Origin of the sequence: Streptomyces sp. 840.1, assembly GCF_003751445.1 — a bacterium.
Classification (GTDB): domain Bacteria; phylum Actinomycetota; class Actinomycetes; order Streptomycetales; family Streptomycetaceae; genus Streptomyces.
In genome coordinates, this window is record NZ_RJUU01000003.1 from 1,164,239 (window position 1) to 1,190,700 (window position 26,462).

Consider the following 26,462-nt stretch of genomic DNA (forward strand, 5'->3'; position numbering starts at 1 on the left):
CCGGGCCGAGCTCGGGCGTGCCCTGTAGGTCGGCACACAGCCATCCTTTGTTCCGTGGCCCCGTGGCGTGGATCGCTGCGACTACGGCTTCACCGATCTGGGTCAGTTTCATCGGTGATGCCGAGGTCCATGCGCCCGAGGCCGGCCAGGCGCTGCACCTGGGCGACGAACGCCCGGGTGAGCAGGCGCTGCGCCGACAGCCCGCCGTACCGGTCGATGTGGTCGTGGACGAGCTGGTGGTCGGCGGCGGGGCGGTTGCGCCAGTCCAGGGCCTGCTCCCGGGTGAGGTCCGCGGGGACCAGTTCCTGGTCGTCATCGACGTCCGCGGGCTCCGACTCGGGAACGACGACGACAGTTGCAGGACGCGGCGCGGGGCAGCACGACCGGAGCCACCGGCGCGGCCGGGACCTCGAAGGTCGGCTGCGTGGTGACGGCCTGCTGCTCGCGGGCCTGCTCCCACTGTGGCGGGCCTTGGCACATGCTTCGGCCGTCACGCCCTGGTGCCGCTGCTGCTCGGCGGCCGTACGGCGCTCGATCTCGGACGCGTTCGGCATCCAGGCGTCAACGGCGGCCGCGATCGCGCGGCGCTGGACACGGCGGTCACAGCCGTGTGTGCCGAACCATGTATCGGTCCGAAGCCGCGCACCTACCATGCGGTCTGACAACCCACCGTCAGGGAAGGGGCGAGACGTGGCCGAGCAAGGACGGTTCCGGTGCAGCCTATGCGGACACACCACCGACTGGTTCGATGAGGAGGAGACCCAGGCCGGCGCAGAGGACATCCACTACCACTCGGTCACCAAGCACCCCGAAGAAGTGGCCGCGATCAAAGACATGCCGCCCGGCCTTGCGCGCCAGCGGCGCATTCAGGCGCTCGAAGTATCGGAAGTGCGTGGCAGTTCGAGCGGTGGCGGCAGTGGCGGATGCCTCATGCTGATGCTCGCCACGGTGAGCACCGTCATCGCGGGGCTGTGGACATACCTCGCTGCCTTGTAGGCGCAGGTCTCCCTGAAGCTGCGGCACCGAGCACGATGTGCCGGCGACCGGACCACAGGTCGGCCGCACCTGCCGCGAACTCGTCGGCGGGCCCCTGGACGGCCAACTGATCGAGGTGACCGGCTAGACGGATGAGGAGATCACTACCGGCGCGCACCTGACCACCCCACAGCGGAGGTGCCGTCTCAGGTCCGTGAGATCTCCCCGACCCATGAACCGTGATCATTCACAGCCCATGATCCACTTTCGCTACAGACCCTAGTGCTGTCTCGCCACGTGGGCGAGGGGGTCAGTGAGGCTTGCGGGAGAGGCGCATCACGGCGAGGCGGGGCAACCGGATCGACCTGCCGCGAGCCGCTCTCGCGGAGCGGGGGCAGCCGTGGGGCATGGGGCGGGGAGTGGCCCTGTCAGGCACTGGCCCGGGGTCGTGGCGTGGAGGGCGAGCCGCGCAGTTCTTCATTGATGCGCATGGCTTCTTCGAGCTGGTCTTCGAGGATGACGATGCGGCAGGCCGCTTGGACCGAGTCTCCCTGGTCGACGAGCTCGCGGACCCGGGCCGCGATCTTCAGCTGGTAGCGGGAGTAGCGGCGGTGTCCGCCCTGCGAGCGCAGTGGGGTGATGGCGCGGGCTTCGCCGATGGCGCGGAGGAAGCCGGGTGTGGTGCCGAACATTTCGGCGGCGCGGCCCACGGTGTAGGCGGGGTAGTCGTCGTCATCGAGACGCTCGAAGGAGTCGTCTGCTGTCATGTCATCTCGTTGTGGAACACGCTGGAGGGGCCCTGGTGCCAATGGCACCAGGGCCCCGAAGGAACTGCTTCACCATCTGCCGGCCCTAGAACTGCGCCGGCCTACTGTGTCCGCGCGGCCGCCCCAGAAGCGGGCGGGAACGCGGGGATCGCGAATTGCGTGACCGGAGACCACCTGCCTATCGATGTCCTGCGGTACCCGGGCTCGAGACTTCCGCCCCGGGCGATCCTGATGGCGCCTCAACTCCTCCGTTCTTCCCTCTGAATCAACCATGTGCTGGTACTGCGAACTGCTGATGACGCTCTCCGGCAGCCAGCCCCGTCGCCCGTCATGCATCTGCTCTGGCTTAGAACCCCACTGCCGAACTTCCCGGTACGCGCGCCGCAGTCTGACGCCATTTACCGAGGGACCACTGGTACTGCCGACTGCACCTGCGTACTGCTCGCGGCGGCCCCTGAAAACTACGGGCCACCCGGTCCGGCCGTCAGTCCCGTCACCGTCCTGCATCTGCTCTGGCTCCGGAACTCCACCACCGCACCGACCTGCACTTACATGTACTGCTTCCCGGCAGTTCATCCCTGCCGGGCCTGCTTGATCTCTTGGCTACGGGCAAAACACTAACCCCAGCAACGCCCACATGTCTACTGCCGCCATGACAGGTTTTCTGTGGGGACTGACAGTGAAGTCCTGCGGTCTGCATCGCTTGGGACCAGTCATCACCCTGAGGGTGAGGACTGGTGGAAGCGGGCTGGCACGGCGCAAGCGGCACAACTGATCACAGGTGGGGTGGACGCGTATGAACAGCAAGACGATCACCATCGCCCCGACACTCCCCGCACCGACCGCGGTCCGGGGCGACAGCACAGCCGGCATCAGCCTGGCCCGACACCACAGCCCGAGCCTTCACCGACCACCTCACCCCGGCGTCCGGCCCCGACGTGGCGGACACCTTCGCCCTGGTGGTCTCCGAGCTCGTCACCAACGTCCTGCGCCACGGCTGCGGCCACTACGCCCTGAACTGTCCGCCGGCCCCAGCACAGTGACCGCCACGGTCAGCGACCCGAACCCGGCCCACCCCCGCGAACGCACACCCGGCCTCAACGGCGCCAACTGCGGCTTCCGCCGGCACGTGATCCGCCACCTCACCAACCACCTGACCATCACCCCCGGCCCCGGCCCCGGCCCCGGCAAGACCATCCACGCCCAGCTCCCCCGCTGACGGCGGCCAGTACGACATCGCCCCTCCGGCCTCGGGCCGGGTACCAGCGTCTCTTCCGCACGGAGCAGGTCCTGGGCGCCTTCCGACGAGACCCGCACGGGACTCGACCACCTTGATGTTCCCCGTGCTGATCATCTCCACCCGTCAGGCAAGACCTCCGCATCGCCGCCCCCTCCTCGCGGCTGACCCGCCTGATCAGCATCCGCGGCCTCGACGCCGCCGGTACCGGCCTGACACCGCCGCAGCTCACATCCGGCGCCCCGCGCCCAGTAATCCGCCACAGGCGCAGGGCGGAAGCGACCGGCCAGTCCCGTTCCGGCACCGGAGCTCCGGCATGGCTCCCAGCCTCGTCAAAAGGGGTGGGCGTTGCGGCCGGACCGCGGACCTGGGGTGCGGTCCGGCTCTCCCGGGCGGGCAGAATCCTCGTACCGACAGCTGTGTTCGGCTCAGGTCGAAGGCGTCGGTTGGAGGGAGAGGTAGTAGTCGCCGACCGCAGACAGGTAGTCAGGGTCGGCTGTCTCGCTGTCGGTGGTGAAGCGTGGAGCGGCTTTGATCTCCTCCCTCGGCGGTGCGACTTTCACCGTCTGCGCTTCGGTGTCGATGGCAGTGACGACGCCGGCCGGGATCAGCACGCTCCTGCCGAACTTCCACAAGCCCGTGTCGACCACCAGGTGCTGCATACCGGGCTGGTCCTGTTGACGGTCAACGTGTCCGACGCTTCCGTCAGCGGCCTCCACGGTGAAGCCGGCCAGCGACTGCCCGAACTTGTAGCCGCTGTACTGCCCGTACATCCACACACTGCTCATAGACCCGTCTCCTCATCCTCGCCGGACGAAGCCGGCGCGTTCATCGCCTAGTACGGCTCTTCTTTCCCTGCCATGTGCCGGGCAATCAGGCCCTCCCAGCGGCGGCCGGCGAGCCCGCTGCCAGAAGTCGGCTCCGGTATCCCCGTGCTCGTCGCGGGACTGTAGAACGTTCGGTGCGTCGCCGGGGTACGCCGGCCGGGGCGAGAGCGGGCCATGCGTGCGGCGGCACACCTCTCGACCGAATAGGAAGCCCGTGTCTGCGGTGGGGTAGCTTGCCTCTTCGTGTTCGCCCGAAGAGTTGTGTCACCGGGCACGTACGGGGGCGGGCACGCCGGCGGGAAAGGCACTCCTATGGAAGACCGCGGAATCGACGAGCTGGGTGAGGCACTGGCCGCGGCGGAGGCCGCACCGCCGGTGGAGTCCGTCGACGTCATAGCCGCTTCTCTGCGAAGACAGCTCGGGGCCCGGTCGGTGTCGTTCCTGATCACCGACTTCACCGGCGCCTCCGTCGTCCGCCTAGGCGCCTCGGACGGCATCGACCTGGAGCGTTCAGCAGATCCGATCGCCGTCTCGGGCACGGTATACGACGAGGTGATCCGCACCCAACGGCCACAAGTGGAGACCGTAGAGGGCGGTGCGTGGACGCGGGTGATCGCACCGGTCACCAATCGCGGGGATGCGCTCGGGCTGCTGGAACTCCTTCTGCCCCACCGCCCCAGCCCGGAGACCTTGCTGAGAATCCGCCGGAGCGCCCATGCCCTGTCCTACATCGTCATCGCGAACCGGCCCTTCACCGACCTGTACCAGTGGGGCCGGCGTACCTCCCCGCTGAGTCTGGCCGCCGAGATCCAGCACCGGCTGCTGCCCACGTCGCTGGCCTGCGAGGCAGCCCAGTTCGCGGTCGCCGGGGCCCTGGAGCCGGCCCAGCATGTCGGCGGCGACACCTTCGACTACGTCATAGACCGCGACCACGTCCAGCTGTCCGTCACCGACGCCATGGGACACGACGTGGACGCCGCGCTCCTGGCCACCCTCCTCGTCGGAGCACTGCGCCGCGCCCGCAGGCAGGGGGCTGATCTGGCCGAGCAAGCGCAGAGCGCCGACCAGGCCGTGGCCGAGCACAGCGGCGGCCGCTACGTCACCGGACAGCTGCTGCGGATCGGCCTGCACGACGGCCGAACCGAGTTCATCAACGCCGGCCACCCCTGGCCCCTGCGCCTGCGCGGCGGGAAAGTCGAGGAGATCGCACCAGCCGTCGACATGCCCTTCGGCTTCACAGCACCGCACACCTACACGGTCCAGGAACTGGACCTGCAGGCCGGGGACCGTCTGATCATGCTCACCGACGGAATGCTGGAGCGCAGCGCAGCGGACCTCGATCTGCCGGCCCTCATCGAGAGCACCCAGGACCTGCACCCGCGGGAGGCGGCCCGTGTCCTGATCGAGCACGTCGTTCACGCTCACGACGGGCTCCTGCACGACGACGCCACCGTGATGTGCCTGGACTGGTACGGCACCAAGTCCACCCGTCGCGACGCCGACCACGGGGCTGACCTCGCCGAAGCCTCCCCCACGGCCGGACCGCACACCTCGCCCGCAGAGCTCGCGGATCCGCGAAGTTGAAGCCGCCCGGCCGGGTTCATCCCAGGGGCTGAGTGCCCGTCGAGCCCAAGGACCGCCCCGACGCCGGTACGGGGCCGACTCGCTCCCCCTCGGACCGGCTGCGGGGCGGGTATCGCTGAGGCGCTCCGAGAGCGGTGCGTCCAGGCGGCCGTATGCGGAGGAGTCCTGGCTGCCGTGCCGATCACAGACGGCCCCACGCCTTCAATGGCAGCGCCTCAGCGTCTGCCGGACCGGCACCGCAGGAAAGCAGTCCGATGGCCGGCGAATATAATCGGCTCCATGTCGAAGCCTGACGCGCTGCTTGTTGAGGTTGCCGCCCTGGTGGAGTCCGGGCACAGCAATCAGATGCCTCTGACCGTGGTCGCCGGTGGTGCTGTCATCACGGGCCGGCTGGCTCCCGAAGCCGTCTGGAGGCAGCGGGTGTCGGAGGTCCTGGCGGACTCGGCCCGCCTGACCGGCTTTTCCGCCATGTTCACCGCCGCGGCAACCGAGGAAGGGCCGCCCACGCATCTGCACTTCCATGTGGCGCGGATTCTGCAGGGCACCGTGGGGATCCCGGAGACAGGCGGGATGTATCGGGTGGCGATCGAGGACGTCAGCGCCTGGACCATGGGCGACTTCAGCTACTCCGACCACTGACCCACTGCCGCGCCGAGACACCTCGATGCGCGGGGAGGGTCCGGCCGGAGTGCTTCGGCCGGACCCTCATCACTGCTTGTCGGCGGCTCGCGCCTGCCCGTCGGTCAGGCGGCCACAGCGGCGCCCAGCATCGCGGAAGCCTGCTGCAACGGGTTGGGAACCCGGGTGGGCGCGGGGGCCTGGGGTAGTTCGCGGCACGTGAAGCCGAGCTGGGCCATGGCCCGCAGGACTTCTCCCGCGCTGAAGTCGCGGCGATCCTGGCGTGTGATGACCTGTCCGACCTGTTTGACGGGGTAGGTGCGTCGGCCGATGATCACGGACTCGCCGGAGGCGTGCTCGGGCTTGATGCCCTTCATCGATTCCAGGACGCCGCTCCTGGTGAGGTCGAACGGGAAGCGGGCGATGACACAGCGCATGATGCCTCACAGGGAGAGGAACGAAGAGGGCGTGGTTCTGCCGCGGTCGAGACGGCTCAGCGGGCGAGGGCGAGGACGCCCAGGGCGCTGCCGTGTTCGTCGACCACAGGCAGGGCGTCGACGTGGCTGCAGCGCATCATCTGCCCGGCTTCGGCCATGGAGGTCACAGGCGAGGTGACCGGCCCTCGATCGCCGAGGATGTCCCGCAGCCGGACCCTGTCCGTATATGCGGAGCCGTCTCGGGCTGCTGTGAGCTGATCCTGGGTGACCAGTCCGGTACACAGGCCGCTGTCGTCGCAGACAAGCAGATGCCCGGTGCGGGCACTGGCCATGACGGACAGGGCCACCTCGACAGTCATGTCGTCACAGACCTGCGGGCCGGCGCTGTCCATGGCGTCGGCCACCGTCCTGCCTGCGGCCGTGGCGTCCAACGGGCGGGGCTGCATCTGGACCAGCGTCAAAAGGTGCCTCCTGTGCAAATGGGTCAGCTTCCGGATCACGAAGTTCTCAGGCCGCCGCGTCGAAGGAGGACTGGTGCGCGCTCACACGCCGGGCCGCCGAGGCGGGGCTGCGCCGGCCTCGTGAGGGCGCGCTGCGGCGACGCCGTTCGACCACCGGCGCTGTGATCGTCACCGGAATACCGGAAGGGGCCTGGGCACCGGTGATCCGGCCGAGTGCCTCCTCGCCGGAGCGGACCTGGGTGGTCTGGGGCACGATGCCGGCAGCGGTCATGAGGCGGGTCATGTCACGGCGCTGGTTGGGGGTGACCAGGGTGACGACACTGCCGGACTCCCCCGCCCGTGCGGTACGGCCGCCGCGGTGGAGGTAGTCCTTGTGGTCGGTCGGCGGGTCGACGTTGACGACGAGGTCGAGGTTGTCGACGTGAATGCCGCGGGCGGCGACGTTCGTGGCCACCAGCACGGTGACATGCCCGGTCTTGAACTGGTTCAGGGTCCGGGTGCGCTGCGACTGCGCCTTCCCGCCGTGCAGGGCGGCGGCCCGGACACCGCTGGCCAGCAGGTGATCGGTGAGCTTGTCCACGGCCCGCTTGGTGTCCAGGAACATGATCACCCGGCCTTCGCGTGCCGCGATCTCGGTCGTCGTCCGGTGCTTATCGGTGCCGTGGATGTGCAGGACGTGGTGCTCCATCGTCGTGACCGCACCGGCAGAGGGGTCGACCGAGTGGACGACCGGGTCGCTGAGGTAGCGGCGGACCAGGCGGTCGACGTTGCGGTCCAGGGTGGCGGAGAACAGCATCCGCTGGCCTTCGGGGCGGACCTGGTCCAGAAGCGCGGTGACCTGGGGCATGAAGCCCATGTCGGCCATCTGGTCGGCCTCGTCCAGCACGGTGATCGCGACCTGGTCGAGTCGGCAGTCACCGCGGTCGATGAGGTCCTTGAGCCGGCCCGGCGTCGCCACGACGACCTCGGCGCCACCACGCAGCGCGTTGGCCTGCCTGCCGATCGGCATTCCGCCGACGACGGTGGCCGTGCGCAGCTTGACCGAACGGGCGTAGGGGGCCAGGGCGTCGCTCACCTGCTGGGCCAGCTCACGCGTCGGGACGAGGACCAAGGCCAGCGGCTGGCGGGGCTCGGCGCGCTGCCCGGCAGTGCGGGCCAACAGGGCCAGGCCGAAGGCGAGGGTCTTGCCGGAGCCGGTGCGCCCACGCCCCAGGGCGTCGCGGCCCGCGAGGGTGTTGGGCAGGGTCGCACCCTGAATCGGGAACGGAACGCTCACCCCCTGCGCGGTCAGCGCGGCGAGAAGCCGGCCCGGCATGTCAAGGTCGGCGAAGGCCTCGACAGCGGGCAGCGCAGGAGTGACCGTGACCGGCAGGGCGAACTCGCCCTGGACCGCGGCGGGCCGCCGCCCCTGGCCACCCGAGCGGCCTGAGGCGCCGGAACGGGCCGGGGCAGCGAAACGGGCCGGGGCGGCCGAGTTGAAGCGGCTGCCCCGACCGGAATCGGCGGTACGGCTGCGGGCGCGGGAAGAGCGGTTGCTCGTACGTGTGGGGTTCATTCAGAACCTTCCTTGATACGGCACGTATCAAGGAATTCCCGCAGCGGAAGAACAGCGCGGGGAATCACAAGAACGGGCCGAAAAGAATGCGAAATCGGATTAGCCCTGCATTGCTCCCGGATCGGGATGCAGACCTTGGAGTGAGTGACGCCATATGGGCGAGGAATGCAGTCCACCGGCGGATGGGATTCCGAAGGAGTGGCAGCGAGAACTCTGCGGGCGCAGGTCCTGCCGCAGGTGGCACCACTCCGGGAGAATGCCCGTAGCTGGGGCCCGCACCCCGAAGGATGCGGGCCCCAGCTACGAAGTACGTCTCAGCGTCAGGCGGGGACGATGTTCTCGGCCGTCGGACCCTTCTGTCCCGGTGCGATGTCGAAGGTGACCTTCTGGCCTTCGAGCAGCTCACGGAAGCCCTGGGCGGCGATGTTCGAGAAGTGGGCGAACACGTCGGCGCCGCCGCCGTCCTGCTCGATGAAGCCGAAACCCTTGGCTGCGTTGAACCACTTCACAGTGCCTGACGCCATGTCATATCTCCTTTGGGGGCAGGTACGCCGGGATCCGTCATGCACGGATGCCGCGTCGCCGCGATGATGCCCCGCCCGGAGAACAACCGGAAATACAATGACACTTCCACTGGTCGAAATACCCACGCAGAAGCTTGAAGTTTTGGGAACCACAACTGCAACTGAGATCGACAGTAGCATGCCGCAATCATCCCTGTACGGAAAATAAACCCGCTCTGCTGGTTGCCGTAAAAACGCTCCACGCGCCGCGCCTTAAACTCTGATCTCGCGGCCATAGATATTGCCTCACGCGGAGCAGAGCGTTTCGGAAGAGCGGCGCTGTTCACGGCTCGCAGGGGTCCGTTGTTCCGGTGCAACCGCCCTGCCCGGCGTCGGTCCCAGCGGCCCGTGGCCGGTCTCGGCGGGGAAACGTCCGGCGGGTTCGCGGCACCGGGCGCGGTCCCCGGCCGCCGGGGCGGTGCCGGTCACGCCCCCGGGAGGAAGAGGCAGAACAGGTGACCGTGGGGGTCGCGCAGGACCCGCACGCCGTCCTGGGGCTGGTGCTCCTCCAGCGTGGCGCCCAGGGCGCAGGCCCGTCCGGTCTCCACGTCCAGGTCGTCCACCTGGATGTCCAGGTGCGCCTGCATCTGCTGGGTGCCCGGTCGCGGTGGCCAGACGGGAACGGTGTGTCCGGCCTCCAGCTGGAAGCTCAGGCTCGGCCGTTCCTGTTCGAGCGACCGGAGCCGGACCCACTCCGCGTCCCGGTCCACTTCCTCCCAGCCCAGCAGGGCGCGGTAGAAGTCGGCCAGGGCGGGCGGGTCCGGCGTACCGAGGACGAAAGCGCCGAGCGATGCAGTCATGCTCTTCGCCTTCCCCGGAACGCTCCTCGCCGCACGCGTCCATCGGTGTGCAGTCGGGCCGGTGGAACGGCAGGGGGTGACGTTCGCCGCTTTTGCTCCGTGGTGTCAGGCGGTGGGGGCGCCGGGGACCCGGCGCTCGCCGCCGTTGCGTTCCTGCCAGAGCCGGTAGACCTCGGTCGCGCCTTCGTGGGGCGCGTGGCTCATCGGCAGCCTGCGCTCGTCCCAGTTCTTCGCGAACTCTCCGTAGAAGGAGTCGAGTTCGAAGTACTTGCGGTCGTCCACGTAGTACGGCTCGTAGGCGTCGCGGGTGGTGAGGAAGACGACCTCGTCCGGCGAGCAGTAGTAGAGAGAGCCCAGGCACATCGGGCAGGGGTGGGCGAGTACGTAGATGGTGGTGCCGGTCAGGTGCTCGGTGCCCAGCTTCGTGCAGGCCTCGCGGATGGCGAGGATCTCCGCGTGTGCGGTCGGGTCGTTGGTCTGGGCGACCCGGTTCGGGCTCTCGGCCAGGATCTCGCCGTCCTTGACGATGACGGTGGCGAAGGGGCGGCCGCCTTCGCCACGTTGCGGCGGGCGATGTCGATGGTGCGCTGTGCGAAGTCCATGGGGTCCTCGGGGTGGTGCGTGCGGGTGGGGGTGGGGGGGGCCGGGGCGGCTCAGAAGGGCTTGGTCGGCAGGTACTTGCCGTCCAGGGTGATGACGGCGCGCTCGCCGCCCTCCGGGTCGGCGACCTTCTTCACGTCCAGGCGGAAGTTGATCGCCGAGATGATGCCGTCACCGAACTGCTCGTGGACCAGGGCCTTCAGGGTGGTGCCGTAGACCTGGAGCATCTCGTGGAACCGGTAGATGGTCGGGTCGGTGGGGATGCCGCCCGGGATGGAGCCCCGGGTCGGGATGGTCTGGAGCAGCATCACCGCGTCGTCGTCCAGGCCGAGGAGCCCGGCGACCGCTTCGGCGGAGGCCTTGGGCAGGGCGTGCTGGCCGAGCACGGCGGCCGTGACGAAGGCGACGGAGAAGCCGGCCGCGTCGGCGATCTGCTGCCAGGACAGGTCCTTGCGCGTCTTGGCCTCGACGGCCGTGACGGCGAGCTGCTGGCGGGCGGTGTTGTCGAACTGGGCGTGCACCATGACGGTGAGGTCCTTTCCGGGGTGCCGCACCGGGACCGGTGCGGCGGGTCGGGGCGTCCCGGGACAGCGTGTACGGGGGACGTGGTGATTTCGGGGACGTGGGGCTCCGGGGCGGCCCGGGGGTCAGGACACGGCGGCCGGTGCCGGGGCGCCGGAGGGGTCCAGCCGGGTGATCGCCCCGGTGGGGATGTCGTAGACCCAGCCGTGCAGCGTCACCTCGCGCGCCGCCAGCGCCCTGGCCACCGAGGGATGGGTGGCCAGTCCGGCGAGCTGGGCCAGGACGTTGCCCCGTACCAGCGCGTCCACCCCGGGCCCGGCGGTGCGGGCCACAGAGGCGTCCGCGTGCCGCAGCCAGCCGGCGACGGTCGGCAGGGCGCTCAGGTCGTGGCCCTCGGCCAGGGCGGTCATGGCGCCGCAGGCGGAGTGGCCGCACACGACGATGTCCGTGACGCCCAGGACGGCCACCGCGTACTCGATGCTCGCCGCCACTCCGTCGGCGCCCGGGGCGTAGGCCGGGACGAGGTTGCCCGCGGTCCGGATCACGAACAGCTCACCCGGCTCGCTGCCGGTGATCAGCTCGGGCACCACGCGGGCGTCGGAGCAGCTGATGAACAGTGTCGTCGGCGTGTGCGTGCTCGCCAGGTGGGCGAAGAGTTCCGCCTTGGCCGGGAAGACGTCCCGGCGGAAACGCGCGACGCCTGCTGCGAGGTCGTGCACGGTGACTCCCTTCGGTGGCTTGTCGGCCCGTCGGGCTGACGAGATCCACCATGCATGACCTGTATCTATAGTGTCCAAGACGCAATATCCATACCTCCCATAGATGTGATCTATCCTCGGAGGTATGGCCCTGGAACTACGTCATCTGCGCTACCTGCTCGCCGTCGCGGAACACGCCGGCTTCACCCGGGCGGCCGAGGAGCTGCACATCTCCCAGCCCACCCTGTCCCAGCAGATCAAGCAGTTGGAGCGGACGGTGGGCGTCCAGCTGTTCGACCGCTCCGGCCGCGCGGTCCGGCTGACCGACGCGGGTGAGACGTACGCGCACTACGCCCGCCGCGCCCTCCAGGACCTCGCCGCCGCCGAACGTGCCGTGCTCGACGTGCGGGACCTCTCCCGCGGCGCCCTGCGGCTGGCCATGACGCCGACTTTCACGGCGTATCTCGTCGGCCCGCTGGCCGAGCTGCTGCACACCCGCCACCCCGGGATCACGCTGGATGTCCGGGAGCTGCCCCAGGACCGCATCGAGTCGGCGCTGCTGGCCGACGAACTCGACCTCGGCATCGCCTTCCACGGCCCGCACCTGCCGGGCATCGGCGCGACCGACCTGTTCACCGAGACGCTGAGCCTGGTCGTCGGCCCCCGCCATCCGCGCGCGGGGAGCACCCGGGCGCTGCCGGTGACGAGCCTCACCGGGCAGCCCCTCGCCCTGCTCAGCGACGACTTCGCCACCCGCGGCCACATCGACGCCTACTTCACCCGGCACCGCACGACACCGTCGGTCGCGGTGGAGGCCAACTCCATCAGCGCCCTCACCGAGATCGTCCGGCGCACCCCGCTGGCCACGGTTCTGCCGGACGCGATCACCCGCGAGCACCCCCACCTCAGCCCCGTCCCCCTCACCCCGGCCCTGCCCTCGCGCACGGTCGCACTGCTGCGCCGCGAAGCGTCCTATCAGAGCTCCGCGGCGCAGGAGTTCACCCGGCTCACGCACGACTGGGTCAGGACCGCCCTGGACGCCTGACGGCCGGGCCGGGACGGTGATCAGCGCCGGGCGCCCCCGGTGGCGGACGCGCCGCCCAGCCACTTCAGCCCGTCCACGACGAAGCGGTTCTGGGTCTCGCTCGCGAAGGTCGAGGACAGGGTCGTGCCCGACCCGTAGTCCATCGCGTTGTGGCCGAAGTTGGCGTACAGCATCCGGTAGCCGGTGTTGGTCCACAGGATCGGGTAGTCCCCGCTGTACCAGGACTGATCGGGGTCCGTGCCGAGCGGGAAGCTGACCGGGTCGACGGAGGCCAGGACCTTGATGTCCGGGTTGTCGCGCAGGTTGTTGGACCAGGAGTACCACTCGCTCACCGACGAGGTGAAGGTGGCGGGCAGGCCCGTGGTGGAGGGGTGGCCCCGGTCCTCGGTGCGGAGCATCGAGGTGGTCGGCCCCCAGGTGTTCGACCTGAAGTTCCCGCTGCCCAGGAACTGGTTGTAGTACCAGGGCCAGTTCTGGGCCTCGGTGGTGAACGCGGAGACGTGGAAGCCCATCCAGGCGCCGCCGGAGCGCATGTACCGCTCGAATCCGGAGCGCTGGGACGCGGTCTGCGGGGCGTCGTCGAGGAACAGGACGACTTGGTACTGGTCCCGGGTGATGCTGTTCAGCCGAGACCAGTCGTTGGTGGAGGTGTACGAGAAGTTGTTGGCCGCCGCCGTGCCGGGGAACCAGCGGTTGGCCTCCTGGACGAAGCTGATGTGCGCCGCGTCCCAGGTTCCGTTGTAGAAGGCGATCACCTTGAAGGCGGGGGCCTTCGCCGCCGAGTGGGCGGGGGCCGCGGTGAGTCCGAGCAGGAGCGCCGGCAGCAGGAGGAGCCGCAGGAGCAGCCGGCCGACGCCGCCGCGGCGCCGGGCCGTGGGGCTGGTGGTGTGGGTGTTCATTCGAATGCGTCCTTTCCGAACCTGTGGGGGGGGCCGGGCCGGATCCGGTGGTGACCGGATCCGGCCCGGCGCGTCATGAGGACGTCGCGCGGAACTGTCGGGGGCGGATCAGGGCTGGCTGACGAGATTCGCCACGTTGGACGCGGAGTTGGAGGGGCCGCCGCGTCCGTTGATGACATGGCGGATCGTTCCGGTGCCGCCGAGCGAGACGGTCACCATGCTCTGGAACCGCACGTTCGGGTTGTTCGGGGCCTCGAAGGCGTGCTCGGCCGTCACGCCCGGGTTGGAGCTGAAGAAGCAGTAGCTGCCGAGCCCGTAGGCCTGATGGCTGGTGACCGAGTCGGCGACCTTGTAGGCGGCGTAGCCCTGGGTGGAGCCGTTCATCCAGGACGCCTGGTCCGGCACGTCGTACGGCATCTCGTTCTGGTAGAAGTACGTGCGCCCGCCGTTTCCGTTCCAGATCGTCTGGTGCTTCTGGTAGTGCTCGACGAAGAGTCCGTACATCGTCACGTCGTCGCCGTTGACGACGAGTCCGGTGTCCGCCTTGTTGCTGTTCCAGCCGATGCCGCTGCCGTGGTCGCCGCGCCAGATCCACATGTGGTCGCCGATGACGTTGTCACTGTTGACCACCAGGCTGGTGGTCGCCCGGCCCACGGCGGCGCCGCCGACCCGGAAGAAGACGTCGTGCAGCGAGGTCGGGTTCGCCGCGTGGGATGCCGACGAGCCGGCCGGGCCGACCTCCATCAGGGTCGAGGAGTTCGTCGTGCCCGCGTCGAAGAGGACGCCCGCGACCTTGACCCCGTCGACGTCGGCCACCGTCATCGCGGTGACCCCGTTGTCCGGGATGAACGTGGCGAGGCCGAGCCCGAGCACGACGGTGTCGGGCCTGGTCACCTTCAGGGTCTGGTCGAGGTGGTAGACGCCCGGGGTGACCAGCAGGTTCTTCCCCTCGGCCAGTGCGGCGTTGATCTGCGCGGCCGTGGCTCCCGCCTTCACGACGAAGAACTTGTCCATGCCGATCGAGGTGCCCGCTGCGTTGCCGCCGGCCCAGGTGGTGCCCGAGGCGTTGTTGCGGACCGCCGGTACGAACACCTGGTAGGCGCCGTTGCCGTCCACGTACAGGAAGGGCTTCTCGCGGAGCACCGGGGCCTGGTTCACCGTCGTGTACGGCGGGTTGGGGAAGCTGGTGGCCGGGACGCCCTGGCTGCCGACGAAGACCATGTTCCAGTTGGAGCCGGTCCAGCTGCCGAGTGTGGAGTTGCGGGTGATCCACTGCTGCTGCGTGCCGGACCGCACCTGGCCGTCGATCTTGGTGTCGGCCATGAATCCGCCGCTGGCCCAGCCGCCGTCGTCCAGGGCCAGATTGCCCCGGACGTGCATGCGCCGGTACGGGGCGGCCTGGGAGACGGCCCAGCGGTCGGTGCCGCCGGCCGGGTTCACCGAGAGGTTCTCGGCGCCGCGCCAGAAGTTCTGGGTGGCGTTCTGCGGCGGGAACCAGTCCGCCTCGGCGTGCACGGCGCCGTTGATCGTCACCGAGTCGGGCGACTGGCCCAGCCCGAGGACCTGGGTGTAGAAGCCCACGTTGACGTCGTTGCTGTACGTACCCGGCTTGAACATGACCGCGTAGCGCTGGTTGCCGAACTGGTTGGTCTCCTGCTGGCGGAAGATCGAGTCGAGCCGGCCCTGGATGGTGGCGGAGGGCATCGACGGGTCGAAGACCACCACGTTGGGGCCGAGGTCCGTATCGCCGGGCGCGGTGCTTACGGGGGTGACCTGGAAGCGCTGGGCGGCGGAGTTGTTGCAGGTGTACTGGACGAGCTGGACGCTGTCGGCCGTCGAGGCGGCGGGCACGTCGAGGCACTTCCCGCTGTTGCGGTTGACGAAGTGGTAGGCGCCGCCGCCCTCGTCGACCGGCTGCCACTGCTGATTGGCACCGTTGCTGTACGTCCAGAGCTGGACGGCGGCGCTGTCGGCGGTGGACACGTCGGTGACGTCCACCGCCTGGTTGGCGTCGTTGCGGTTGTTGATGCGCACATAGCCGCCGCTGGTCGCGGTCAGGCTCCACTGCTGGGCGGTGGAGCTGTTGCAGGTGTACTGCTGGACGGCGGTGCCGTTGACGGTCGCGGCGGCGCGGGCGTCCAGGCATTTGCCGCTGCCGCTGTTGACGACGGTGGCCCAGCCGGTGGGCAGTGCCGCGGCGGCGGCCGGTGCGGCGGGGGCGGCCCGGACGGCGGCCGGGGCGGGGGTTGCGGCCAGGACCGACCCGGCCAGCGCACCGGCCACCAGCACGGAGGTCAGTGCCCGCCGTCTGCGGGTGGGCGAGGGGCCGGCCGGGCCGTTCCCGGTGGGCCTTCGGACAGATCTGAGCACGGTTGTCTCCTGTGCGGGTGGACGACGCGTCGGGCAGGGCGGTCAGCCGGTGTACCGGGCGGTGACCTGGTACACCGGACGGTCAGCACGTGTACTGGCGGGTCAGCCCGCGTACTGGGCGAAGACCTTCGTGAAGTCCCAGGGCTGCTGGGAGACGCCCGAGCAGGTGTCGGCGCCGCCGCCGGTGCAGGGGCGGTCCCGGTTGACGGACCAGAAGGTGAGCCGGGCCAGGTGGCGCTGCTGGGCGTAGGCCAGGATGGTGCGGAAGTCCGCGACCGTCACCGTCTCGTTGTCGTCGGTGATGCCGTTCATCGAGGAGATCCCGGTGTGCCGGTAGGCCTGGTCGTCCGTGTACCCGTAGGCGTTCTTGACCACGTTCTTCAGACCCTCGGCGGCGCTGACGGTGAGGTTGCCCATGTTCTGGCCCGCCCCGCCGAAGTCGAACGGCATGATCGTCCAGCTGTCCACGGTCAGCCCGGAGGCCGACGCCTTGCGGATCATGCTGTCGTCGGGCCCGTTCTGGCCGGTGCCGAAGGTGACGTACACCTTGATGCCCGGGTTGGCGGCCTTCACCGTCTTCAGCGCGTCGACCGTGCGCTGCTGCACCGTGGCGCTGGCGTACGCGTCGGCCTCGATGTCGATGTCGATCGCCTTGAGCCCGTAGGCGTTGATCACCTTCTGGTACGCGGCCGCCAGCTCACCGGCGCTGGAGCAGGAGCTCTCCAGCTTGTTGCCGCTCCAGCCGCCGAACGAAGGGATGACGTCGCCGCCCGCCGCCCGGACGGTGTTCACCGTCTGCTGGTCGACCCCGCCGGTCAGCGGCCTGCCGCCGTCCCACTGCGGGTTGCAGTAGCCGTTGCTGAGGACGAAGGCGAGGGTGAACCACTTGACACCGGTGGCGTTCATGACGGTGGTCGGGCTGGGCGGGCTGCCCCAGCCGTTGTAGAGGTACGGTGCGACCGCCATCGATCCGGGCGTTCCCGGGTCTCCGCCGCCTCCGTCCACGGCGGGCGCGGTCCACTTCTGGTTGGCGGCGCCGGTGCAGGTCCAGATCTGCAGCCGGGTTCCGTTGGCGGAGCTGTTCCCGGTGGCGTCCAGGCACTTGTCCGCCTGCGGGTTCACGATGTCGCGCGCACCGCTCACGCTCCAGCGCTGGGCGGCGGAGCCGTTGCAGTCCCACAGCTGGACGACGGACCCGTTGGCCGTGCCACCTGACGCGACGTCAAGGCACTTGCCCAGCGCCTTGACCGTCCCATCACTGCCCAGGCTCCACTGCTGAGCGGTACTGCCGTTGCAGTCGTAGAGCTGGACGGGGGTGCCGTTGGCCGTGGCCCCCGCGGCGACGTCGACGCATTTCCCGCCGACCCCCGTGATCCGTCCGGTGGCCTGGGCGGCGCCCAGTGCGGGCGAGCCGGTCAGCCCGGCGAGAAGCGCCGCGGCGGCCACCACCCCCAGCGCACTCCGTACGGCGGGCGCGTGCCCCCGCATCAGGTATCGGCGCATCAGCTGTTCACCGTCCACTTCTGATTGGCGGCGCCGGTGCAGGTCCAGATCTGGAGGCGGGCACCGTTGGCCGAACTGTTCCCCGTGACGTCCAGGCACTTGTCCGCCTGCGGGTTCACGATGTCGCGCGCACCACTGACCGCCCAGCGCTGGGCGGCTGAGCCGTTGCAGTCCCACAGCTGGACGACGGAACCATTGGCCGTACCACCTGACGCGACGTCAAGACACTTGCCGAGGGCCCTGATCGTCCCGTCGCCCCCGACACTCCACTTCTGGGCGGCGGAGCCGTTGCAGTCGTAGAGCTGGACGGGAGTGCCGTTGGCGCTGTTCGCCGCGGCCACGTCGACACACTTGCCGGCCAGGCCGGTGATGGTGCCCGAACCGGCCGGGGGCTGGGTGTCGCTGGTGGTGACGCGGACGTGGTCGACGACGAGTTGCTGGGGGAAGGTGGTGTTGCCGTCGGGGTCGCCGGGCCAGTAGCCGCCGACGGCGAGGTTGAGGATGAGGAAGAAGGGCTTGTTGAAGGCCCAGGTGTTGCCGTTGGTGTCGGCGGGGGTGCGGTGCTGGTAGACGTTGCCGTCGACGGACCAGGTGACTGAATTGGGGGCCCAGTCGATGGCGAAGGTGTGGAAGCCGTCGGCGAAGGCCTGGCCGCCGGGGAGGCTGTAGCCGGCGCCGATGCCGGCGGAGCCGGAGTAGCCGGGGCCGTGCAGGGTGCCGTGGACGGTGTTGGGTTCGAAGCCGACGTTCTCCATGATGTCGATCTCGCCGGAGTTGGGCCAGCCGACCTGTCCGATGTCGTCGCCGAGCATCCAGAAGGCGGGCCACATGCCCTGGCCGCGCGGGATCTTCATCCGGGCCTCGACGTGGCCGTAGGTCTGGGTGAACTTGCCCGAGGTGTTCAGCCGCGCCGAGGTGTACTGACACGTGCCGTACCAGCACTGGTAGTTGTTCGGGTTCTCCTTGCGCGCGGTGATGACCAGATGGCCCTGGCCGTCCAGCGCCGCGTTGCTGTTCCCGGCCGTGTAGTACTGCCGCTCGTGGTTGTTGACGTTGTCACCGGTCTCGATCTGCCATCGGGAGCCGTTGACCGCCGAGCCGGCGGAGCCGTCGAACTCCTCGTCGAACGTCATGGCGGCCGAGGCCGCCGCGTCCGAGAGGGCGGGTGACCGCTCGTGAGCGCCACCGCCCACGAGGGCGGTCGTGACCAGCGCAAGGGTCAGGGCCGAAAGTGCGGAGCGCAGCAAACGCCGCGACAAGCGGGGGGAGTCCATGACTCTCCCTTCCGGTGCATGAGGGGAATAGGGGCCTGTCATGCATATGACATGAAAGGCGCAGGGCGCGTTGGGGCATGCCGAAGCTGCGCCGACCGGGGCGGGGTGCCGTTCAAGAGGTGGGGCGAGAACCGGGGTGCGAGTGGGGGCGGCAGGCACGTGCTGTGGGGTCGATGTGGGGGCACTGTGGGACTGCTGTGCACGCGGCTTAATTCACTACGTGATTTAAGAAGTGAACCAATGGCCTGTCAAGGCCTTGGTCTGTACCAGTGCACGTTCGCACGCCCACCCCGTCCGGCTTGGGCGGACATGCCTCGGGTGTCCGGGCCGTCACTCGCGGCGATCCGGTGAAATGACGCCGCGTGAACAAGAGTCAAAGACTGCAAGCCCTGTCCATGGCCGCGACCGTCGGCCTCATGACGCCGGAACCGTCGCGGCCCGCCCATCGGACACCCGGGATCAGACCACGTCGACGGCCCACCGCACATGCAGGTGGCCCGGCATCGGGAAGGAGGGCGGCAGGGCCGGGAGGATCCGGCGAAACCCGTACCCGGCCTTCTCCGCGACCCGGCACGAGGCCGGATTGTCCACCTGGTGCAGCAGCTCGACGCACTCCAGACCGTCACCCCGGAAGCTCTCGAAGGCCCAGCGGGTGACGGCCTCCAGGGCACGGGGAGCCACTCCGCGGCCCCGGGCATGCGCCGCCGTCCAGTAGCCGGCCTCCGCGGACTCCTGGCCGGCATCCCCCCGCTTGATGGCCACACTGCCCGCCAACGCGCCTCCACCGGGGCCCGGCCGGTCCTCCTGCACGGCGAAGCCCAGCCGCTCGCCGGTGACCCAGCCGCTCCGCTGGGCCTCCAGCCACTCCCGGACGTCCTCGGCGCTCTCCATGGGGCCGCGCGCCCCGCGGCGCAACGCGGGATCCCGGAACGCCTCGACCAGCGGCCCGATGTCCGCCTCGCCCCAGGGGCGCAGCAGGAGCGCGGGGGCGGACGGTGTCGCGTCCACCCGCAGGGTGATGTTCATCGAAGTCCTCCCCGGACGGTCCACCCGATCGTCCCCCATCCGGTGAACCGTGGTGCGAACGGCCACGGAACCGCCAGTCCGGCGGAACACCACGCACCACCAGAACGATAAGGTTAGGCTTACCTAACTTTCCTACCTACTCGCATTCGTCCCGCAGGGAGTCCCCTTGAACACCGACGCCGACACCGTCCCAGCCGGACCCACCGACGCGGAGCAGGTCCGCACGGTGCTGTCCCGCGCGACCTCACTCTCCCTCACCACCACGGGGCAGGCCTACGACCTGATCGGGCTCCACTCGGTCAGCAGCAGCGGGCAGGTCATCCTCCACCCCCGCCCCGACAGCCCGTTGGCGCGAGAGGCCGCCGGAGCCTCCTTGGGCGCCCTCGCCGCCCTCCTGCAGTTCACCGACATCGCCCCCACCCCGCTGCGCGACCGCGTCCGCGCCAGGGTGACGGTCTCCGGCCGGCTGACCCCGGAGGCGGGCGGCGCGCTGCGGCTGGACCCGGTCCGGGTCTCGCTTCGCACCCCGGCGGGCGCGAGGGATGTCGGGCTGGACGAGATCACGCTCGCCGAGCCCGATCCGCTGGCCGCGGACGAGGCCGACATGCTGACCCATCTCGCGGACTCGCACGAGGAGTTGATGGCCGACCTGCTCGGACTCGCGGGCTCCCGGCTGCCGCGCGGCATGGTCCGCGCACTCCCTCTCGCGCTGGACCGGCACGGCATCACCCTGCGCTGCGAGTACGAATCCGGCCACTGCGACCTCCAGTTGCTCTTCCCGGCCCTCGCGCACGACGCCACGGACGCCGGTGAGCAGATCCGGCGAATCCTCACCGCACCACGGAGTTGCGCACACCAGCAGCACCACTCCCACCCCTGACCCCTCTCAGCACAGGTAACTTAGGTTAGGCTTCACTAAGTCGAAATGAATCCTCGCGCCACGGCCGGATCGCCGGTTCATCAGGGGAGGGGCCGGTCATGGGCCTGCCAGTCATCGAGTCCTACGACATGCCCGACGGTACGGCCCTCCCCCGCTCCTGGCCCTCCTGGACCATCGACCCCGACCGGGCCGCCCTGCTCGTCCACGACATGCAGAACCACTTCGTCCGGGCGTTCCCGCCGGGGCGCTCGCCGGTCGTTCAACTGGTCGAGAACATCGCCGCGTTGCGGGAGCTCGCCGGAACGCTCGGCATGCCGGTCGTCTTCAGCGCCGAACCTGCCGCCCAGTCACCGGGCAGGCGGGGGCTCGTCGCGGACGTCTGGGGACCCGGCATCGGCAGCGGGCCCGGCGACTCCGCCGTCATCGAGGCGCTGGCACCCCGGCCGGGCGAGCACGTGCTGCCCAATGTGCGCCCCAACGCCTTCCTGCACAGCCATCTCGGCCGGCTGCTGCGCTCGACGGGGCGCGATCAGCTGATCGTGTGCGGCGTGCACGCCCACCTGGGCGTGCTGCTGACCGCCGCAGACGCCTTCATGAACGATATTCAGCCCTTTGTCGTCGCCGACGCCGTGGCCGACTTCTCCGCCGAGGAGCACTCCATGGCGCTTCGCTGGGCGGCTCGCAGCGCGGTGGTCCGCACGACGGACGGCCTGCTGCGCGACCTGCTGCTCGGCCGGGTCCGCCACGACGCGTGACGGCGTCCCCCACCCTCACAAGAGACGGAAGAAGATGACCGTACGGGTCGCGACGGCCGAAACCGGCCTCCACGAACAGTCACCACGGCGCGGCGACGGGATACGGACGGACCTCCGTCCGGGCCCCGCCCTGCCCAAGGAGACGCGGGGCCGGGTGGTGGTGGTCAAGTTCGGCGGCAACGCCATGGTGGACGAATCCCTCCAGGAGGCGTTCGCACGCGATGTCGTGGAGCTGTGGCACTCCGGGCTGCACCCGGTGGTGGTTCATGGCGGCGGGCCGCAGATCAGTGCGATGCTCGACCGCCTCGGCCTGGAGGTCCGCTTCGAGGCGGGTCTGCGGGTGACCACCGAGGAGACCCTCGACGTGGTGCGCATGGTGCTGACGGGGCGGGTCCAGCGTGAGCTGGTCGGTGCGATCAACGCGCACGGGCCGTTCGCCGTGGGCCTGTCGGGCGAGGACGCGCACACCATGACGGCCGTACGCCGCTCCGGGTTGGTGAACGGACTGCCGGTCGACATCGGCCTGGTCGGCGACATCGTCGACGTGGCCCCGGACACCGTCCGTTCGCTGCTGGAGCTGGGCCGCATCCCGGTGGTGTCACCCCTCGCGCGCGGCACCGAAGGGGAGGTCTACAACGTCAACGCAGATCTCGCGGCATCGGCCCTGGCCGTCGCCCTCGGTGCCGAACGGCTCGTGATGCTCACCGATGTCGAGGGGCTGTACGCGGACTGGCCGCACAGCACGCGGGTCATCGAGCGCCTGACGGCGGCCGAACTGTCCGGCCTGCTCCCGGGGCTGGCGAGCGGGATGCTCCCGAAGATGGAGGGCTGCCTGCGGGCGGTCCGCGCCGGGGTGGGGCGGGCGCAGGTGCTGGACGGCCGGGTCCCGCACGCCGTGCTGCGCGGCGTCCTGGACGAGCGGAGCCCAGGAACCACGGTCCTCCCGGACGCGTGACGCGTCGTACGTGACGTGCGCGTGGTGGCGTGCCCCGGTCTCCGGGGCACGCCACCGCTGTCACAGCGCGCGGGCGAGGACGCGCGCACCTCGCCGGGGATCCAGCGTGCGCGCCCAGGCACGCGGTGCCAGCCCCTGAGGGACCGGCGCGAATCCGTGGCGGAGGAAGAGCCGCCCGCTGCCGGTCGTCGCGGTGAACAGCGCCGCCAGCGACTGCGCCCGCGCCCCGGTGAGTGCCGCGCCCAGCAGCCGTGCGCCCAGGCCGCTGCCCTGCCGCTGCCTGGCGACACAGAAGTTGTAGAGGACGCCCGCAGCGGCCGCACCGGGTTCCGCGTCGGGGTGGACCCGCAGCGCGAGGCAGCCGTGCAGGAGGCCGCCCGGCTCCTCGGCCACCAGGAAGTCGGCCGCTCGGGCCGCGTAGACGTCGAACGGCCGCCGGCGCAGCGCTCCCGCGCGGACGAACGGCTCGGAGAGCGCGACGAGGGCGGCGGCGTCGCCGGGGCCCGCCCGGCGCACCCGGAGCGGGTCGACGAGTGATGCGTCCCGCAGGTGCGCCGGCGTGGCCGATGGGCGCGGTGTGGCCGTGATCAAGGCGTTCCTTCCTCGGGTTCCACCGTGCACGAAGAGCGGCCGGATCGCCGCGTACCCCCGGTGAACCATCAAAAGTTAGGTTAGCCTTACCTAAGTGCATTGGCCAAGTCGGCGCTCCGGGGACGGCGTTGCTCCGCGCCGGGACCGCGAGCGGCCGCACCGGGCAGTGCAGCCCTCAGCGCACGCCCCGGCCGGTCTCGGCCATGGCGGGGCCGCCGGAGCCCGCCCGGACGTCCTCGGGGACGTAGCGCCGGGGTGCGGCCGGCACCATCAGGGGCGTGCCGGTCTCCGGGTCGGAGATGATCCGGCAGGGCAGCCCGAACACGTCCTCGACCAGTTCGGCGGTCATGACGGTGGCCGGATCGCCCTCGGCGGCGATCGTGCCGCCGGGCCGCATGACGATGAGGTGGGTGGCGTAACGGCATGCCTGGTTGAGGTCGTGCAGCACCGCGACGACGGTGTGCCCCTTGCGGGCGTGCAGGTCGGCGCAGAGATCGAGCACCTCGACCTGGTGGGCGATGTCGAGGAAGGTGGTGGGCTCGTCCAGGAGCAGGATCGAGGTCTGCTGCGCCAGCACCATGGAGAGCCAGACCCGCTGGCGCTGGCCGCCGGAGAGGTCGTCGACCGGGCGGTCGGCGAGGTCCAGCACACCGGTCTGCCGCATGGCGTCCAGCACGGCCGTCTCGTCGTCGGCCGACCACTGCTTCAGCATGCCCTGGTGCGGGTAGCGGCCCCGCGCCACCAGGTCCCCCACGGTGATGCCGCCGGGCGCGGTCGAGGACTGCGGGAGCAGGCCCAGCCGGCGGGCGACCTCGCGCGAGCGGTAGGAGGCGATGCCGGCGCCGTCCAGATACACCTGCCCGGAACGGGGTTTGAGCATCCGGGCCAGCGCCTTGAGGAGGGTGGACTTCCCACAGGCGTTCGGTCCGATGATCACGGTGAAGGAGCGGTCGGGGATCTCGACGCCGAGCGAACTGACCACGGTCCGCTGCTCGTAGGAGAGCGTCAGGTCCTCGGCCCGCAGCCGCGCGCCCCGCACCGGGGGTGTCCCGTTCATGTGAGTCCCTTCCGCCGTCGCCCAGTCCGCGCCGGGGCCGGTCGCATCGGACGTACGTGACGTGCCCGCCGTACGCGACGTGCCCGCCGTACGTGTCGTCTTTCGGGTCATGCGCGGCTCTTTCGCGACTCGGTGATCAGCAGCCAGATGAGGTACAGCCCGCCGATGGTCCCGGTCGCCGTACCCACCGGCAGCAGCGAGGGGGAGAACAGCCGTTGCGCCAGCAGGTCGCTCGCGGCGAGCAGCAGAGCGCCCATGAGTGCGGCGGGGACCAGCGCGGGACCCGATGCCCGGGTCAGCCGGCGGGCGAGCTGGGGCGCCGCCAGCGCGATGAACCAGATGGGCCCGGTGACCGCCGTGGCGAAGGCGGCGAGCGCGACACTGATGACGAGCAGAAGCGCCCGGGTGCGTGCCACGTCGACGCCGAGCGCCATGGCGGTGACGTCGCCCATCTCCACCATGGAGAGCCGGCGGGCGAGGAAGAACGCGGGCGGGAGCAGGACGAGGACGGCGATGCCGATGGTGTTGGCCTGCTGCCAGCCCCGGTTGGTCAGGCTGCCGATCAGCCAGGCCTGCGCCTCCAGCGCCTCCTGCCAGGTCGCCCGGGTGATCAGGTACGAGTTGACGGCGAGCAGCAGCGCGCTGACGCCGATGCCGACGACGACCAGGCGGAAGCCCTGGAGTCCTCTGCCCAGCATGAGCAGGTACATCGCGGCGGCGGTGGCGAGGCCGCCGATCAGCGCGCCCACCGCGATCTGGGTCATGCTGCCGTGCAGCACGATGATGACGAGGAGCGCCCCGACGGCCGAGCCGTTGGTGAAGCCGATGATGTCCGGGCTGCCGAGGGAGTTGCCGGTCAGGCTCTGCAGGATGGCCCCGCTGACCGCGAGGGCCGCGCCCACGCACATCGCGGTCAGCAGGCGCGGCATGCGCAGGGTGTTGACGATGAAGTCGGCGCCGCCGGAGCCGTGGCCCAGTACGGCCCGCAGTACCTCGCCGACGGAGAGTTCGAAGTCGCCGGTGGTGAGGGTGACGAGCGCGACGGCGACGAGCGCGGCGAGCATCGCGCCCGTGACCACGAGGACGCGGCCCTGGATCCGTACGGACAGCCCGCCCGGCCGGGTGCGCAGCACCAGTCCGCCGATGGCCTTCGGCTGCGCTGTCTCCGTTCCGGCTCCGGCTCCGGCTCCGGCAGGGCGCTCGACCCGTACGGCGCTCACAGCATGACCAGCTTTCGGCGGCGGCACAGCGCGATGAAGAGCGGCGCCCCGAGGAACGCGGTGATGATCCCCACCTGGACCTCGCCCGGCGAGCCGAGCACCCGCCCCAGGACGTCCGCGCCGATCAGCAGGACCGGGGCGAGCAGCATCGAGTACGTCAGCACCCAGCGCTGGTCGGGGCCGACGACGAAGCGGGCGACGTGCGGTACGGCGAGCCCGACGAAGCCGATCGGCCCGGCGGCGGCGGTGGCCGCGCCGCACAGCAGCATGACGGCGACGGCGCCCAGCACCCGGGTGCGGCCGACGTTCAGGCCGAGGGCGCGGCCCAGCTGGTCGCCCATCGCGAGGGCGTTGAGCGAGGGCGCGAGGCCGAGGGCGATCAGGAGGCCCACCACGATGAACGGCAGGATGACGTGGATGACGTCGTAGTACCGGCCGGACAGGGAACCCACCGTCCAGAAGCGGTACTGGTCGAAGGCGCGCGGATTGAGCAGCAGTACCGCCGAGTTGAAGGCGTACAGCACCGCGGTCATCGCCGCCCCTGCCACCACCAGCCGGTCGGGTGTGGCCAGCGTGCGGCCCGAGGAGCCCAGCAGGTAGACGGCGACGGAGGCGACGGCCGCGCCGATGAAGGCGAACCACACGTAGCCGAGCACCGAGCCGACCCCGAGGAAGGCGATGGCCACGACGACCCCGGCGGAGGCGCCGAGGCTGATGCCGAGGATGCCCGGGTCGGCGAGCGGGTTGCGGGTCAGTGCCTGCATCAGCGCGCCGGACAGGCCGAGTGCCATGCCCACGAGCAGTCCCAGGAGCGTCCTGGGGATGCGGTAGTCATGGATGATGATCGAGGTCTCGGAGCCGTCGGGGTGCCAGAGCGCACTCCAGGTGGCGGTGAACGGGATGCCCCGGGTGCCCACCCACACGCTGAGCAGCCCGACCAGGACGAGGGCGGCCAGCGCCGCGACCAGCCCCAGGGCCCGCAGGGTGTTCGCGGTCCGGGCCGGCGGCGGGGATTCGGGGGCGGCGGCCCGGTCCTCCGGAGCCGTCCGGGTTTCGACCGACAACGACAACTCCCCCTGACAGCGGTTCGGGTGCACCGCGAGCTGTAGGGCGCCGGAACGCGACGCAGGGACCCGGATAGAACTTAGGTGAGGCTAACCGAACAGCGTCGCGTGGTCAACGAGCGCCCCCCGTACGCGAAATGACGTGCGCCGCCGTGACCGGGGGCATAGCGGCCGGCGTA

General features: G+C 70.2%; 26 protein-coding genes and 2 pseudogenes. 8 read left to right on the forward strand and 20 right to left on the reverse strand.

The annotated features are described in order from the left end of the window. Positions 1–89: 89 nt before the first annotated feature. On the reverse strand, positions 90–554 hold the full coding sequence (locus tag EDD93_RS37570; protein ID WP_123531165.1) for a hypothetical protein: 465 nt from the start codon (positions 552–554) through the stop codon (positions 90–92). A gap of 136 nt (positions 555–690) precedes the next feature. Between EDD93_RS37570 and EDD93_RS37575 the strand changes: the two genes are divergently transcribed. Further along, entirely contained in the window at positions 691–996 is a 306-nt protein-coding gene (locus tag EDD93_RS37575) for a hypothetical protein (RefSeq protein WP_123531167.1), read from the forward strand. Positions 997–1,403: 407 nt separating this feature from the next. Here EDD93_RS37575 and EDD93_RS37580 read toward each other — a convergent pair whose 3' ends face one another. Then, positions 1,404–1,742: a MerR family transcriptional regulator gene (locus tag EDD93_RS37580; RefSeq protein WP_123531169.1), complete on the reverse strand. Its 339-nt coding sequence runs from the start codon at positions 1,740–1,742 to the stop codon at positions 1,404–1,406. A 1,039-nt stretch (positions 1,743–2,781) separates the two neighbouring features. On the opposite strand from EDD93_RS37580, the gene EDD93_RS40615 reads away from it, so the two are divergent. After that, positions 2,782–2,961 carry a hypothetical protein gene (locus tag EDD93_RS40615; protein ID WP_260256117.1) on the forward strand — a complete coding sequence of 60 codons (180 nt, stop codon included), beginning with the start codon at positions 2,782–2,784 and terminating at the stop codon, positions 2,959–2,961. A 446-nt stretch (positions 2,962–3,407) separates the two neighbouring features. On the opposite strand, the gene EDD93_RS37590 is transcribed toward EDD93_RS40615, so the two are convergent. Continuing rightward, positions 3,408–3,767: a PRC-barrel domain containing protein gene (locus tag EDD93_RS37590; protein ID WP_123531171.1), complete on the reverse strand. Its 360-nt coding sequence runs from the start codon at positions 3,765–3,767 to the stop codon at positions 3,408–3,410. 351 nt (positions 3,768–4,118) lie between these two features. On the opposite strand from EDD93_RS37590, the gene EDD93_RS37595 reads away from it, so the two are divergent. Both EDD93_RS37595 and EDD93_RS37600 read left to right on the forward strand, forming a co-directional pair. Next, positions 4,119–5,390, forward strand: coding sequence for a PP2C family protein-serine/threonine phosphatase (locus tag EDD93_RS37595; RefSeq protein ID WP_123531172.1), 1,272 nt, complete (start codon positions 4,119–4,121; stop codon positions 5,388–5,390). A 279-nt stretch (positions 5,391–5,669) separates the two neighbouring features. After that, positions 5,670–6,029 carry a hypothetical protein gene (locus EDD93_RS37600; RefSeq protein ID WP_123531174.1) on the forward strand — a complete coding sequence of 120 codons (360 nt, stop codon included), beginning with the start codon at positions 5,670–5,672 and terminating at the stop codon, positions 6,027–6,029. Between the two features lie 104 nt (positions 6,030–6,133). On the opposite strand, the gene EDD93_RS37605 is transcribed toward EDD93_RS37600, so the two are convergent. The 8 genes and pseudogenes from EDD93_RS37605 to EDD93_RS37640 form a co-directional block, all read right to left on the reverse strand. Beyond that, positions 6,134–6,445: an SCO5918 family protein gene (locus EDD93_RS37605; protein WP_123531176.1), complete on the reverse strand. Its 312-nt coding sequence runs from the start codon at positions 6,443–6,445 to the stop codon at positions 6,134–6,136. A gap of 56 nt (positions 6,446–6,501) precedes the next feature. Continuing rightward, on the reverse strand, positions 6,502–6,906 hold the full coding sequence (locus tag EDD93_RS37610; protein WP_123531669.1) for a CBS domain-containing protein: 405 nt from the start codon (positions 6,904–6,906) through the stop codon (positions 6,502–6,504). A gap of 46 nt (positions 6,907–6,952) precedes the next feature. Next, the gene (locus tag EDD93_RS37615; RefSeq protein WP_123531178.1) at positions 6,953–8,461 is read right to left on the reverse strand and encodes a DEAD/DEAH box helicase; all 1,509 of its coding nucleotides are present in this window, start codon (positions 8,459–8,461) and stop codon (positions 6,953–6,955) included. A gap of 320 nt (positions 8,462–8,781) precedes the next feature. Beyond that, a complete protein-coding gene (locus tag EDD93_RS37620) occupies positions 8,782–8,985 on the reverse strand; it encodes a cold-shock protein (RefSeq protein ID WP_076967088.1) in 204 nt (67 codons plus the stop codon). 464 nt (positions 8,986–9,449) lie between these two features. Continuing rightward, on the reverse strand, positions 9,450–9,824 hold the full coding sequence (locus tag EDD93_RS37625; protein WP_123531180.1) for a VOC family protein: 375 nt from the start codon (positions 9,822–9,824) through the stop codon (positions 9,450–9,452). Between the two features lie 105 nt (positions 9,825–9,929). Continuing rightward, positions 9,930–10,426, reverse strand: a pseudogene (locus EDD93_RS40765) (nucleoside deaminase). Positions 10,427–10,477: 51 nt separating this feature from the next. Further along, positions 10,478–10,948: a cyanase gene (cynS, locus tag EDD93_RS37635; protein WP_123531182.1), complete on the reverse strand. Its 471-nt coding sequence runs from the start codon at positions 10,946–10,948 to the stop codon at positions 10,478–10,480. A 123-nt stretch (positions 10,949–11,071) separates the two neighbouring features. After that, complete coding sequence (locus EDD93_RS37640) at positions 11,072–11,665, reverse strand: carbonic anhydrase (RefSeq protein ID WP_123531184.1); 594 nt, start codon at positions 11,663–11,665, stop codon at positions 11,072–11,074. 124 nt (positions 11,666–11,789) lie between these two features. On the opposite strand from EDD93_RS37640, the gene cynR reads away from it, so the two are divergent. Continuing rightward, entirely contained in the window at positions 11,790–12,689 is a 900-nt protein-coding gene (gene cynR / locus EDD93_RS37645) for a transcriptional regulator CynR (protein ID WP_123531186.1), read from the forward strand. A gap of 38 nt (positions 12,690–12,727) precedes the next feature. On the opposite strand, the pseudogene EDD93_RS37650 reads toward cynR, so the two are convergent. From EDD93_RS37650 to EDD93_RS37670, 5 genes and pseudogenes are all read right to left on the reverse strand, one after another. Next, positions 12,728–13,588: pseudogene (locus EDD93_RS37650) on the reverse strand (ThuA domain-containing protein); the annotation flags it as partial. Positions 13,589–13,696: 108 nt separating this feature from the next. Continuing rightward, positions 13,697–15,844 (reverse strand): RICIN domain-containing protein, encoded by a 2,148-nt coding sequence (locus tag EDD93_RS37655; protein WP_260256151.1) that lies wholly within the window; start codon positions 15,842–15,844, stop codon positions 13,697–13,699. Between the two features lie 216 nt (positions 15,845–16,060). Continuing rightward, positions 16,061–17,446, reverse strand: coding sequence for an RICIN domain-containing protein (locus tag EDD93_RS37660; protein WP_398906617.1), 1,386 nt, complete (start codon positions 17,444–17,446; stop codon positions 16,061–16,063). A 14-nt stretch (positions 17,447–17,460) separates the two neighbouring features. Then, on the reverse strand, positions 17,461–18,735 hold the full coding sequence (locus EDD93_RS37665; RefSeq protein ID WP_123531190.1) for a glycoside hydrolase family 16 protein: 1,275 nt from the start codon (positions 18,733–18,735) through the stop codon (positions 17,461–17,463). 459 nt (positions 18,736–19,194) lie between these two features. Next, positions 19,195–19,761: a GNAT family N-acetyltransferase gene (locus EDD93_RS37670; protein WP_123531192.1), complete on the reverse strand. Its 567-nt coding sequence runs from the start codon at positions 19,759–19,761 to the stop codon at positions 19,195–19,197. Positions 19,762–19,927: 166 nt separating this feature from the next. Here EDD93_RS37670 and EDD93_RS37675 point away from each other — a divergent pair, with 166 nt between their 5' ends. From EDD93_RS37675 to argB, 3 genes are all read left to right on the forward strand, one after another. Beyond that, positions 19,928–20,641, forward strand: coding sequence for a DUF2470 domain-containing protein (locus EDD93_RS37675; protein WP_123531194.1), 714 nt, complete (start codon positions 19,928–19,930; stop codon positions 20,639–20,641). Positions 20,642–20,739: 98 nt separating this feature from the next. Then, on the forward strand, positions 20,740–21,396 hold the full coding sequence (locus EDD93_RS37680) for an isochorismatase family protein (protein WP_185092642.1): 657 nt from the start codon (positions 20,740–20,742) through the stop codon (positions 21,394–21,396). 34 nt (positions 21,397–21,430) lie between these two features. Continuing rightward, entirely contained in the window at positions 21,431–22,351 is a 921-nt protein-coding gene (argB, locus tag EDD93_RS37685; RefSeq protein ID WP_123531196.1) for an acetylglutamate kinase, read from the forward strand. Between the two features lie 60 nt (positions 22,352–22,411). Here argB and EDD93_RS37690 read toward each other — a convergent pair whose 3' ends face one another. The 4 genes from EDD93_RS37690 to EDD93_RS37705 all read right to left on the reverse strand — a co-directional run bounded on the left by EDD93_RS37690 (position 22,412) and on the right by EDD93_RS37705 (position 26,283). Beyond that, on the reverse strand, positions 22,412–22,942 hold the full coding sequence (locus EDD93_RS37690) for a GNAT family N-acetyltransferase (RefSeq protein ID WP_398906461.1): 531 nt from the start codon (positions 22,940–22,942) through the stop codon (positions 22,412–22,414). Between the two features lie 175 nt (positions 22,943–23,117). Next, positions 23,118–23,999, reverse strand: a complete 882-nt coding sequence (locus EDD93_RS37695) for an ABC transporter ATP-binding protein (RefSeq protein ID WP_123531200.1) — start codon at positions 23,997–23,999, stop codon at positions 23,118–23,120. A gap of 107 nt (positions 24,000–24,106) precedes the next feature. Beyond that, positions 24,107–25,219, reverse strand: coding sequence for an iron chelate uptake ABC transporter family permease subunit (locus tag EDD93_RS37700; RefSeq protein ID WP_123531203.1), 1,113 nt, complete (start codon positions 25,217–25,219; stop codon positions 24,107–24,109). Then, positions 25,216–26,283: an iron ABC transporter permease gene (locus tag EDD93_RS37705; protein ID WP_123531205.1), complete on the reverse strand. Its 1,068-nt coding sequence runs from the start codon at positions 26,281–26,283 to the stop codon at positions 25,216–25,218. The genes EDD93_RS37700 and EDD93_RS37705 overlap by 4 nt, the downstream gene beginning before the upstream one ends. Positions 26,284–26,462 lie beyond the last annotated feature (179 nt).

Bases quoted from the DNA above. Each gene is read 5' to 3' on its own strand.
- EDD93_RS37620 (WP_076967088.1), bottom strand. From the start codon at position 8,985: ATGGCGTCAGGCACTGTGAAGTGGTTCAACGCAGCCAAGGGTTTCGGC.
- EDD93_RS37580 (WP_123531169.1), bottom strand. From the start codon at position 1,742: ATGACAGCAGACGACTCCTTCGAGCGTCTCGATGACGACGACTACCCC.
- EDD93_RS37605 (WP_123531176.1), bottom strand. From the start codon at position 6,445: ATGCGCTGTGTCATCGCCCGCTTCCCGTTCGACCTCACCAGGAGCGGC.
- EDD93_RS37595 (WP_123531172.1), top strand. From the start codon at position 4,119: ATGGAAGACCGCGGAATCGACGAGCTGGGTGAGGCACTGGCCGCGGCG.
- EDD93_RS37695 (WP_123531200.1), bottom strand. From the start codon at position 23,999: ATGAACGGGACACCCCCGGTGCGGGGCGCGCGGCTGCGGGCCGAGGAC.
- EDD93_RS37625 (WP_123531180.1), bottom strand. From the start codon at position 9,824: ATGACTGCATCGCTCGGCGCTTTCGTCCTCGGTACGCCGGACCCGCCC.
- cynS (WP_123531182.1), bottom strand. From the start codon at position 10,948: ATGGTGCACGCCCAGTTCGACAACACCGCCCGCCAGCAGCTCGCCGTC.
- EDD93_RS37600 (WP_123531174.1), top strand. From the start codon at position 5,670: ATGTCGAAGCCTGACGCGCTGCTTGTTGAGGTTGCCGCCCTGGTGGAG.
- EDD93_RS37615 (WP_123531178.1), bottom strand. From the start codon at position 8,461: ATGAACCCCACACGTACGAGCAACCGCTCTTCCCGCGCCCGCAGCCGT.
- EDD93_RS37660 (WP_398906617.1), bottom strand. From the start codon at position 17,446: ATGCGGGGGCACGCGCCCGCCGTACGGAGTGCGCTGGGGGTGGTGGCC.
- EDD93_RS37570 (WP_123531165.1), bottom strand. From the start codon at position 554: ATGCCGAACGCGTCCGAGATCGAGCGCCGTACGGCCGCCGAGCAGCAG.
- cynR (WP_123531186.1), top strand. From the start codon at position 11,790: ATGGCCCTGGAACTACGTCATCTGCGCTACCTGCTCGCCGTCGCGGAA.
- argB (WP_123531196.1), top strand. From the start codon at position 21,431: ATGACCGTACGGGTCGCGACGGCCGAAACCGGCCTCCACGAACAGTCA.
- EDD93_RS37590 (WP_123531171.1), bottom strand. From the start codon at position 3,767: ATGAGCAGTGTGTGGATGTACGGGCAGTACAGCGGCTACAAGTTCGGG.
- EDD93_RS37670 (WP_123531192.1), bottom strand. From the start codon at position 19,761: ATGAACATCACCCTGCGGGTGGACGCGACACCGTCCGCCCCCGCGCTC.
- EDD93_RS37680 (WP_185092642.1), top strand. From the start codon at position 20,740: ATGGGCCTGCCAGTCATCGAGTCCTACGACATGCCCGACGGTACGGCC.
- EDD93_RS37665 (WP_123531190.1), bottom strand. From the start codon at position 18,735: ATGGACTCCCCCCGCTTGTCGCGGCGTTTGCTGCGCTCCGCACTTTCG.